Source organism: Desulfovulcanus sp., assembly GCF_982781345.1.
The window spans coordinates 1-10,012 of sequence record NZ_CEYAEZ010000079.1; the positions used below are offsets into that span (position 1 = coordinate 1).

At 41.2% G+C, this 10,012-nt stretch carries 11 protein-coding genes; 3 read left to right on the plus strand and 8 right to left on the minus strand.

The window, feature by feature from the left end:
• From AC3WVG_RS10515 to AC3WVG_RS10525, 3 genes are all read left to right on the plus strand, one after another.
• Positions 1 to 193: hypothetical protein (locus tag AC3WVG_RS10515; RefSeq protein WP_488798076.1), on the plus strand; the 193-nt coding region annotated here is incomplete at its 5' end.
• Positions 194 to 217: 24 nt separating this feature from the next.
• Positions 218 to 832: a recombination-associated protein RdgC gene (gene rdgC / locus AC3WVG_RS10520; RefSeq protein ID WP_488798077.1), complete on the plus strand. Its 615-nt coding sequence runs from the start codon at positions 218 to 220 to the stop codon at positions 830 to 832.
• A 10-nt stretch (positions 833 to 842) separates the two neighbouring features.
• Complete coding sequence (locus AC3WVG_RS10525; RefSeq protein WP_488798078.1) at positions 843 to 1,646, plus strand: hypothetical protein; 804 nt, start codon at positions 843 to 845, stop codon at positions 1,644 to 1,646.
• Here AC3WVG_RS10525 and AC3WVG_RS10530 read toward each other — a convergent pair.
• From AC3WVG_RS10530 to AC3WVG_RS10565, 8 genes are all read right to left on the minus strand, one after another.
• A complete protein-coding gene (locus AC3WVG_RS10530; protein ID WP_488798079.1) occupies positions 1,634 to 1,984 on the minus strand; it encodes a 4Fe-4S dicluster domain-containing protein in 351 nt (116 codons plus the stop codon). The genes AC3WVG_RS10525 and AC3WVG_RS10530 overlap by 13 nt on opposite strands.
• A 128-nt stretch (positions 1,985 to 2,112) precedes the next feature.
• The gene (locus AC3WVG_RS10535) at positions 2,113 to 3,192 is read right to left on the minus strand and encodes a hydrogenase large subunit (protein ID WP_488798080.1); all 1,080 of its coding nucleotides are present in this window, start codon (positions 3,190 to 3,192) and stop codon (positions 2,113 to 2,115) included.
• Positions 3,192 to 3,569, minus strand: a complete 378-nt coding sequence (locus AC3WVG_RS10540; RefSeq protein WP_488798081.1) for an NADH-quinone oxidoreductase subunit C — start codon at positions 3,567 to 3,569, stop codon at positions 3,192 to 3,194. Before AC3WVG_RS10540 ends, AC3WVG_RS10535 begins: the two co-directional genes overlap by 1 nt.
• Before the next feature lie 5 nt (positions 3,570 to 3,574).
• Positions 3,575 to 4,027 (minus strand): NADH-quinone oxidoreductase subunit B family protein, encoded by a 453-nt coding sequence (locus AC3WVG_RS10545; RefSeq protein ID WP_252381265.1) that lies wholly within the window; start codon positions 4,025 to 4,027, stop codon positions 3,575 to 3,577.
• A gap of 99 nt (positions 4,028 to 4,126) precedes the next feature.
• Positions 4,127 to 4,990: a respiratory chain complex I subunit 1 family protein gene (locus AC3WVG_RS10550; RefSeq protein WP_488798082.1), complete on the minus strand. Its 864-nt coding sequence runs from the start codon at positions 4,988 to 4,990 to the stop codon at positions 4,127 to 4,129.
• A 31-nt stretch (positions 4,991 to 5,021) separates the two neighbouring features.
• The gene (locus AC3WVG_RS10555; RefSeq protein WP_488798085.1) at positions 5,022 to 6,908 is read right to left on the minus strand and encodes an NADH-quinone oxidoreductase subunit 5 family protein; all 1,887 of its coding nucleotides are present in this window, start codon (positions 6,906 to 6,908) and stop codon (positions 5,022 to 5,024) included.
• Positions 6,909 to 7,507: 599 nt separating this feature from the next.
• Positions 7,508 to 9,538 carry a methyl-accepting chemotaxis protein gene (locus tag AC3WVG_RS10560; protein ID WP_488798083.1) on the minus strand — a complete coding sequence of 677 codons (2,031 nt, stop codon included), beginning with the start codon at positions 9,536 to 9,538 and terminating at the stop codon, positions 7,508 to 7,510.
• Positions 9,539 to 9,636: 98 nt separating this feature from the next.
• Positions 9,637 to 10,012 (minus strand): cytochrome c family protein (locus AC3WVG_RS10565; protein ID WP_488798084.1); only part of this gene is annotated, 376 nt, incomplete at its 5' end.

Genomic DNA, 10,012 nt, shown 5'->3' on the forward strand with positions numbered 1-10,012 from the left:
GTTTAAACGCTTTTTGAAATTGCCTAATGGTATCCCCTCTCATGATACTTTTGGAAAAGGGAAAAAGTTGCCTGGGATATTAACTTTCTTGAAAAACTTATACTGCAACAATTTTAGGTGCGTTTGCCCTGCAATTTACGCCCAGTCAGCAACCCTTGCCTTTTTAACAAAATCAAGGCAAAGTTCTAGTTAATTAACTTTACAATAAGGAGAAAAAATGGGGATATTAAGCACCAGTCTTAGCCTTACCAGATATAAAATAGTGGAAAATGTGCCAGATACTCTCTGGGCAGAAATCCAAGATAGGTTACTTAAATTTTCTTTTCAGGATATCGATAACACAACTGATGAGCGTAGCTTTGGCTGGGTCTGCTTTGACAACATGTTAGATTCCAGTTGGCAGACAGCACCACCGACAAAAGGTGAATTCCTGGCCTTTGCCCTCAGACTGGATACCAGACGAATCTCGCCGGCCGTTCTAAAAAAACATTTTCAGATACATTTAGATGAACTCAGAAAAAAGTTAAAAGAGCAAGGACAAAAATATATCTCCAGGGAACAAAAAAAAGAACTAAAAGAACAGGTTAAGCTAAAGCTACTGACTAAAACGCTGCCCGTTCCTGCCTTTTTTGATGTAGTCTGGGACATACAGAAAAATATTGTCTATTTTGCCTCAACAAGACCCAAGGTACTCGAACTATTTGAAGAACTTTTTACCAAGACCTTTGAGCTACACCTTGAACCTCAAAATCCTTTTTTTAAAGCCCTGAATATTCTCGGTAAGGAGCATCTGCCAAAAATTGAAAATGTAGAACCAACCATATTTGTTTAGGTTTCAAAGGATGCGCGACATCTCAAAAAAAGTCAAAAACCTCTTTCTGGTCAAGACCGAAAAGGACCAAAAAGTGCCCAGTGATTTTGACCTGGTTGAAATGCCTATCGAAGGGGTTGTGGCCTACTGGCTCTCAGTGAAAAAAATTCTGGAAAGCAAAAAGAACGGTAAATTTCTGGAGCAGGAAATAAAAAATACTTCAGAACCTTATATCCGATATTTACTTGAACTATTAAATACTTCTCTAGACCCCGAACAGATAGCCAAGTTTGCCGCTATCAAGAAAAATACCTTGCTTAAAGACTTGCAGCGTAAGTTAATACTAATGGCTATTTCTATTCTTGGAATGAGCACCAATGAAAATCCTCAAAAAGTACTGGTACGTATAATATCCAAATTTCCCATTTCACCAATCTACGAGAAACAAGTCTTTGATGCAGCGCAGACCATTGTGAATAATCTTGATCGTGAGGACTTAAATAAAAATAAGTTCTTTAACGTAGACCACCGTCTCAAGATTGAATCTCTTATCATTAACCTTATCATTTACAACATGCTCGCTAGACGTAATGACCGACAAGAACTCTCCAATTATCTGCCTTATATCAGGTCTTTCTATTTTGCCGAAGGTCTAACCTTAATTATGGATGGATTTGATTCTGATTTTATTAAACACCGCTTGAATTCACAAAAAAAAGAAATCCTTGAGCTCACGGAAACCAAAATGGACTTATCTGCAGATCTATGCGTAGGCATAAAGTCAAATATAGCCTACGCAGACCTGCACACAATTGCTAAGTCTTATTTACTCTGAGTCTCTTCTCTTTTTTGCTCTATCTTCATGGCTTTTTCTGCTACCGGGGCACGATAATCTCCCTTGAAATACAAGCATTTAGTCGGGCAGTGATCCACACATATACCGCAATAGACACAGATATAAGGGTCAATCTGCCATATTTTGTTCTTCTTATCTACTTTTATACACGCCGCCGGACATTTTATGCGGCACGAACTACAAAATATACAATCCTCTATGCGGATATCCAGTTCCCCGCGCACATTATCAAAGGGTTCCCTCTTTTTTACCGGATATAATCTTGTAGCACTTTTAGAAAAGAAATTTTTTAATATGGTTGGCGTCATATGGAGCATGGCTGACCTCGGTATTTAAGTTTTTTAAGAATATTACGTTACAGGTGTGACTTACCCTGGGTGATAGGCTATCTAGCTGGCACTGCTAAAGAGCCTATCACCTATTCCTTATTCATCACCTAAGTAGTTTATCTCTCCGTACAACTGATACATGGATCTATTGACAACACAATAACCGGGACATTCGCCAAATCTTCACCCGGCAACATGGTCAAGAGAGGCGGTATATTGGCAAAAGTAGGAGTCCTAATACGTAAGCGATCCAATTTCTTGGTACCTGAAGCTTTGATATAATAAAGAAGTTCCCCTCTGGGCTGTTCACTCCTGGAAATAATCTCCCCTTCCGGATTGCCCTTGACCTTTACTCTAATCTCTTCTCCTTCAGGCAGCTTGTTTATGGCTTGTCGAACAAGATCTATAGATTGGAGTACTTCCCTGAAACGAACCTTGCATCTGGCATAGGAATCTCCGTCATGCTCTACTACAGGCTCAAAATCTAACTGACCATAGCCTGAATATCCAGTCTGACGCAGATCCTGAGCCACTCCGCTACCACGCAGTGTGGGGCCACATGCACCTAACTCATAGGCCTTCTCCTTGGGCAAAACCCCGATACCTCTGGTTCTCTTTTCAACAGAATAATCATTTATGAAAACCTTTTCCAAGGCCAGAAATTCCTTTTCCACATCCTTTAGTACATCCAGAATCCACTGACATTGTTCCTTGGTCAAATCCCGGCGCACTCCTCCAACCACATTCACAGAAATGATAACCCTGTTCCCTGCCGTGGCCTCCAGGACATCCATAATTTTTTCTCTGATCCTCCAACATTGCATAAAGAGGCTTTCAAAGCCAAAGGCATCGGCTAAAAGTCCCAACCACAATAAATGGCTGTGTATCCTATGCAATTCTGACCAAATAACACGCAATAAATGGGCTCTTCTAGGCACCTCAACCTGCATCAAAGCCTCTATGGCCTGAGCATAAGTCAAGGCATGGATGCAACTACAAATACCGCATACCCTTTCTACAACCTGTACCAGTTGGTTGTAGTCCTTTAAGTCGGCTAGCTTTTCCAGTCCTCTATGCACAAATCCCAATTGAGGGACTACCTCGGTCACAATTTCATCCCGGGTTGTAATCTTTAGATGTAAAGGCTCTGGCAACACAGGATGCTGGGGTCCAAATGGAATGATAGTTGGAGCCATTACTTCTTTCCTCCCTGTTCTCTTCTTATACTCACGGCACAATAAGGGGCCCTTTGCACCTCATCTTCCAAATAAAAATGTCCTTTATAATCTAAAACCAAATCTTTGAACTTCACTCCAAAATAATCCTGAATCTCATTCTCTACAAGAAGTGCACAAAAATAAATACTTGATATACTCTGGAACTCCTGACTTTTCTCCATTTGCACGCGCATGTTTTTTAACTTCAAGTCCTGGTCAAAATGGTAAATGAGGTCCAACTTATCGCCCAGGTCCACGGCACTAATAGTCACCAGGCGATAACCCTCGTTTTTTAATTGCTTGACCTCGGCAAGCAATTGACTTTGGTCCAGTTCAAAAATTTCTTTATCTGTCATTTGCCTTACTCCGGATTATTTTCACTTTTTTCTGCCAAAATGCCCAAAGCCTGAACCACTCCATCAATAATTGCCTCTGGCTTGGGAGGACAGCCTGGCACATAAACGTCTACCGGGATAACTTTATCAATGCCACCAAGGACATTATAAGCATCCTTAAATATTCCGCCGCTATTCCCGCAAGAACCTATACTCACAATCACCTTGGGATCAGGCATTTGTTCGTAAAGACTTTTTAGCACATCTTTATTGCGATAATTTACTGTGCCTGTCACCAGTAAAATATCAGCATGCTTTGGGTTACCAACATTAATTATCCCAAAACGTTCTACATCATAAATAGGCGTAAGACAGGCCAAAATCTCTATATCGCAGCCATTACAACTGCCACAATCGAAGTGTAGCAACCAGGGAGATTTAACTCTGGATTTTTGAATAAATCTCTTTATACACTGCATTTACAGCCCCGTTATGTTTAATGTTATAATAGTAGACCGTAGACTCATGGATGGCTGTTATACCCATCCACCAAACTCAACCTACCTTAAACTTAAATTCTAAAAATACTTGGCATAAAGAAAGGCAATATTGATAAACGACAACCCTATGCCTACACCCCAAACATATGTCAGCATCCATCGCCAAGTGGCCCTGGTTACCAGGTTGTCGATCAAAATCTCTCCCAAGTATGTTATGACAAGCAAAATAGTCATTCCGATCCAGCTCGTAGCCCAGAAAAGAGCACAGATAGCCAAAATCAAGACAATCTCATACCAATGTGCGATTTCGATTATGGCCAAATGAGGTCCGGAATATTCTGTCAAAACACCCTTTACAATCTCTTGATGGGCATGATGAGAGGTAGAAATGTCAAAAGGAGACTTACGAAGTTTTATAGTCAGGGCAAAACCCAGAACCAGATACATCAAAGGTAACATAAGAAAAATCGGTTTATCATACGCCATAATATCTGAAATCTTGAAACTGCCGGTTACAAAATAAATGCTCACAAAAACCAGGATGAGAAGAGGTTCGTAGGTCAGCATCTGCATCAACTCTCTTTGGGCGCCTATCTGACTATAAGGAGATGGCGTTGATAAAGCACCGATAACCATAAAGACAGAACCTATGGTAAGCACAAAAAAGATCATTAAAAGGTCAGAACGCAAAGCAAAAAGCAGAACACAGCTTGCAGCCGAAATAAGATACATATGGGCACAAAATACCTGCCAGTAATTAACGATCATCTTTTTCTTGCCCAGCAACTTAAACACATCATAAAAAGGCTGCAAAATAGGGGGGCCATAACGGCCCTGGAACCAGGCTGTTAATTTCCGATCCAGACCAGAAATTATGCCTCCAAGTAATGGAGCAACAATAATGGCTATCAAACCAATTAGTAAATTTTTTGTAGTGAACATAGTCTAACCCCTGAATTAGTAGTTGTTGCCATTACGCAGAATAAAAAACTCCAGCCATAATCACGACCAAGATACCGATAGCCACGATATTAATAGCGGTGACAAGCTTTTTTTCTCCAATATAATCATTGAGATAAAAATTTGCTGCACAAAAAGAGACAAAACTATTCATTGGGCCTTTAAAACCATATTTTTCGCCTTCGCTGCAACCTATGCCTGCCATGTAGGGGAGTGCATAGGCTCTGGCCCCAACTCTTTTACTTGCTCTCAGAGCATAAATTAACCCTATAACAAAGATAAAGAAAAGAGGATACACAGAAAACGCGCCTATATCATTGACCACGCCGCCCTGAGATAACAGGTAAAATCCCTTCTCATAGTAAGTCTTAATCACTGGCAAAACCATAGCGGAATAAGTCTTGCCAACCAAGAAACTGAACACAACTCCGGCGCAAACCAAGATAAGTAGAGGTAGACGAACAAGTATTGATTGATCTTCTACGACTCGCTCTGTTTCCACTGTGGAACTTAAAATTAGACCAGCCCAACGCGCCCAGAAAACAACCGTAAATGCACTACCAAGAGCAAGCATGACTACCACTAAAGGCTCACGAGCAGCAGCCTCAAGTACCATCCATTTACTGAGCAATGCTCCAAAAGGAGGCAAAAACATGGTTACCATGCCTAAAAGAGTTATCAGGGTTGTTTTTGGCATTTTAGCGTATAATCCGCGCATATCTTCGATATTTCTACTGCCAATCTTCTGTTCAATTGTGCCTACGCACATAAACAAAAGACCTTTGGCCAGAGCATGAAAAAGAATGAGCAAAATACCGGCGGATATGGCTGCTGGGGTTCCTATCCCAGCACAAGCAACAATCATTCCCAGATTACCAATTGTGGAGTAAGCCAGAATCTTTTTGCCATTCTTTTGACTTAAAGCCAAAGTTGAAGTGGCGATAAAAGTGAAAGCTCCAAAAAAGGCCACATATGAGCCAAACAAGGTGTCTTGGTAAATGGGAGCCATCCTCAAAATAAGATATACACCAGCATTAACCATGGTAGATGAATGCAAAAGAGCAGAAACAGGCGTTGGAGCAACCATCGCCCCGGTAAGCCAGCTTTGGAAAGGAACCTGAGCGGATTTGGTAAACCCGGCTACACATAAAAGGGCCATGGCCAGAAGAATTCCTGCTACTTTTCCACCGCTCAACAAAGATGTAATCTCTAGCGGTAGACCTTTAAATCTTAACACCAACAAAGCAAAGATAAATGCCACTCCCCCCAACAAGTTCATCCACAAAGCTCGCTGGGAGTTTTCCCTGGCCACTTCCGTGTCGTCATGTCCAATGAGCATAAACGAGCATAATGTGGTCACTTCCCAGAAAAAGTACATCCACAATAAATTATTACTTAATACCAAGCCATTCATTGCCCCCAGAAATACAAGCAGGAAAAAGAAAAATCTTCCCTGCCGTGACTTTTCCAGGTGCAAATGCTCTTCGTGGATGCGCATATATTCCAGGGCATAAATACAAATCAATGATCCAATAATAGATACAATCAGGACCATCATAAGTGAGAACTGGTCTGCAAACAAAGGCTCAGCTAAGCTTTGGCTTTCGCCATGAAAAAATTCTACAATAGCTAGCGGGACAATTTGCAGAATGGTCAAGATTATTATCTTTTTATTTTTGAGCTTAAAGCCCAAAAACAAAATGAAAAACAGAAGAGCAAAATCCAGGACAGCGATAAGAGAATCCAACTTGAAATTAGTCTGACCCAAGCCGGGCTCTAAAGTAAAAGGCCCGTGGGCATACATAAACAAAGAGACAACAGTCAAAATCACGCCTGAGGCTATAACCACAAGCTTTCGCCACGCCGCCATGTTAAGCAGGGTCAGAACCCCCGCTAGCATTGGCAGTACAATACTTGTTCCAACTAACGTTTGCCAGTTCACCTCTGCCCTCCTCTTAAGTATAAACTTAAAAATATAAACTTAGGGATAGCTTAATGCCCAAAATTTTTTTCTTTGTATCCCAACTTTAGGTTAATGGTCAATTGGGTTACATGAATGGCTACCTTCGACATCAATCCCCAAGCGAAAATATTACTCTTAATATACTCTATATTTCTCATAAAGTGAAGTGAAAAAAATTAATAAAGGACAAACAAGAAATTTTTTTTATACCTCACATTGATAATCAGTCTCTTGTAAAACAAAATGGGAAAAAATTTTTGATTTTTGATCAAAAGAATGCTCTGGTGACACGCAGAAAGTCCAAACTGCTTTCCGGGTCGATAAGCTTATCTGCTTAGTACTGTGAAAAATGAAGAAGCTGAGGGGAAAACAGGAGGTTGTGGAGGTGAGTACCGTACCAATTCTGATAGCCATCTACAGGTAAGACAACATGACTTACGTACTGCATGCAGCAAAGGGTAAGGCATCGTCCTAGACTCCCAAGCCATTGAAATCAAAAAGGCCGGTCTCTGACCGGCCTTTTTGATTATTAACCTTTAAACCTTTTGCAGTTCCTCAATAAGACGCTTCAACTCCTGGGCCAACTTGGCCAAATCAGCTACAGCCTGGTTGCTCTGGTTCATGCCTTCGGCTATTTCAGAAGTTATACGGTTAATTTCTTCAGTTGATCTGTTAACCTGTTCTGAAGCTGCTGATTGCTCTTCAGAAGCAGTGGCTATACCTCGTACCTGGTCAGTTGTCATTTCCACCAAACGCAAAATTTCTTGCAGCACTTGTCCGGACTCGTTGGCTTTTTCGGTACTGGTCTTTACAAAGCTCACTGTATTTTCAGTATTGGCAATATTTTTTTTAGTACTTTCCTGTATACTGCCAATGTATTGAGCCACCTCCTTGGTCGCTCCCATGGTCTTTTCAGCCAGCTTTCTAACCTCATCAGCTACCACTGCAAAACCTCGGCCCGCGTCACCTGCCCTTGCCGCTTCAATGGCTGCGTTCAAGGCCAATAGATTGGTTTGATCAGCAATATCTTCTATAGTTGTAATGATTTGACCAATACCCTCGGCCTGCCTTCCTAACTCTGCCATATCCTGCATAAGTTCTTGTGCATGTTCAGCCACTTTGTTGATCAAACTAGTAGCCTCATTTACCACCTTGGCTCCTTGTAAAGCTTGTTCCGTTGTTGACTCAGCGAGTTTAGCCGCATCAGACGCATTTTTGGCTATTTCTAAAATAGAGGCGTTCATCTGCTCCATGGCTGTTGCTGCCTCTGATGTCATTTGTCTTTGCGAGTTTGTTCCCTCTGTAACTTCTTCAATTTGCGCTGAAAGCTCTTCAGACGCAGAAGATACTTGCTCGGCAATGGCATCGGCTTCCTTAACTGTTTTGGCAATAACCTCGTTCTTGGCTTCAAGGACTTTTTGCTGCTCTTTAATAGCTGTTAAATCTGTGATGATAGAAAATGCTCCCAGCAGGGTATCACCGTCCAAATCGTATAACGGGGCTATATCAGCCCGCAAGTAAAGCTTTCGTCCTAGACGGTTAACCATTTCAAAATCGTGCTTAACTAAAGGCTTCCCCGTCTCCATAACCTGCTCGGTTAAAGACTTTCTGCTGGCATCATTATAAAAAAATTGACCAACGGTCTGACCATAATAATCTTCCGGTTTTCCCTTCAGACCCACAAGTTCAAGTGTAGCTGCATTGGAAAAGCTTAGTTTGCCGCTGGCATCAATAACAAAACACGGCACGCTCATGGCAGTTAGGATACCCTTGGAAAACCCCAGTTCTCTTTTTATTGTATCGAGCATTCTCCCCAGGTTTTGAGATAATTTACCTAGTTCATCTGCCTTATCAACTGTGAATTGGGCATTATAATCACCTTGGGCAACTCTCTCACTGGCCTGGGCAAGCAAAGTCACAGGCAATGTTATTCCTTTACGAATAAAAATATTGAGGGTGGTCACCAAGATCACTAAGGCCAAGGCGCAAATTGCCCCTACAAAAATAATCTGTTTGTCAATTTTGCTCATAGCCGAGGAAATATCCTGCAAAACCAACATTTCGCCCAGAATAGGCTTGGAAGAGCCATGGCAATGATGGCATGCGGGTTTATTGGGGATAGACATGACCCGGAGAAAAAAATCCTGGCCGTTAATTTTAGTCAACTTAGTTTTTTTGGTGAGTTTCTTCAGCCCTTCTCCAACGTAATTCAGTAAATCTTGTTGACTAAAAACTTCAGCCAAATTTTTACGTACCACACTCTCATCAGTACTGTAGGTAATATTACCTTTAAAATCCATTAAATACATGTGTACATCATTAAATTGTTCTGCCAAATATTTGAACTCCTCCCGAGTTCCCTCATCGTCTCCGATAAGCATGGGTCTTTCAATAGACATCACCATGACATCAGCCAATCTGCTCATGTCTTTCTGGAGTTCCTTACACATGACCTTTTTTTCCATAAAGGCCATCAACCAAACAATAACGACAAAGATTAACAGAGAGATAAAAGTAACTAACAACCCGGTTTTTAAGCTTAAGTTTTGTTTAATTTTATTAATCATCTTATTCCTCTTTAATGTGTTTGGCCAGGATCAAAGGCAAAAGACAAAAAACGTTGAATGCAAAAATTGTTCCTTTAGCCTTTATAACACTTAACGACTTAATGAGCTCCACCATAGATAAGAGGTTTGAAATCAAAAGTTTTTATTCGCTCTTCATTATGACAAGAACTACACTCATCCTGTGAAATATCACCCTTGATCAAACTGGGGTCACCGCTGGCATCAATATGTTTTCTCCCGGGGCCATGGCAAGTCTCACAGCCCACATCTGAAAGATGAGGGGTTTTCTCATAGGATATAAATCCACCCTTGTTATAACCAGTGGTGTGACACTCGTAACATCCTTGCAATTCTTCGGCCGTCAATTTTGGAGCCAAAACCTGAATATGCTCACAGGACCTGGCTTTTTTCGAATAAGTCTTAACCCAAGTTTCCACGGAAGCGCCAAAATTTAGCAAATTTTGGCCAAATTTT

Coding starts and splice junctions, on each gene's coding strand:
- rdgC (WP_488798077.1), top strand. CDS start 218: ATGGGGATATTAAGCACCAGTCTTAGCCTTACCAGATATAAAATAGTG.
- AC3WVG_RS10525 (WP_488798078.1), top strand. CDS start 843: ATGCGCGACATCTCAAAAAAAGTCAAAAACCTCTTTCTGGTCAAGACC.
- AC3WVG_RS10530 (WP_488798079.1), bottom strand. CDS start 1,984: ATGCTCCATATGACGCCAACCATATTAAAAAATTTCTTTTCTAAAAGT.
- AC3WVG_RS10535 (WP_488798080.1), bottom strand. CDS start 3,192: ATGGCTCCAACTATCATTCCATTTGGACCCCAGCATCCTGTGTTGCCA.
- AC3WVG_RS10540 (WP_488798081.1), bottom strand. CDS start 3,569: ATGACAGATAAAGAAATTTTTGAACTGGACCAAAGTCAATTGCTTGCC.
- AC3WVG_RS10545 (WP_252381265.1), bottom strand. CDS start 4,027: ATGCAGTGTATAAAGAGATTTATTCAAAAATCCAGAGTTAAATCTCCC.
- AC3WVG_RS10550 (WP_488798082.1), bottom strand. CDS start 4,990: ATGTTCACTACAAAAAATTTACTAATTGGTTTGATAGCCATTATTGTT.
- AC3WVG_RS10555 (WP_488798085.1), bottom strand. CDS start 6,908: ATGCTAGCGGGGGTTCTGACCCTGCTTAACATGGCGGCGTGGCGAAAG.
- AC3WVG_RS10560 (WP_488798083.1), bottom strand. CDS start 9,538: ATGATTAATAAAATTAAACAAAACTTAAGCTTAAAAACCGGGTTGTTA.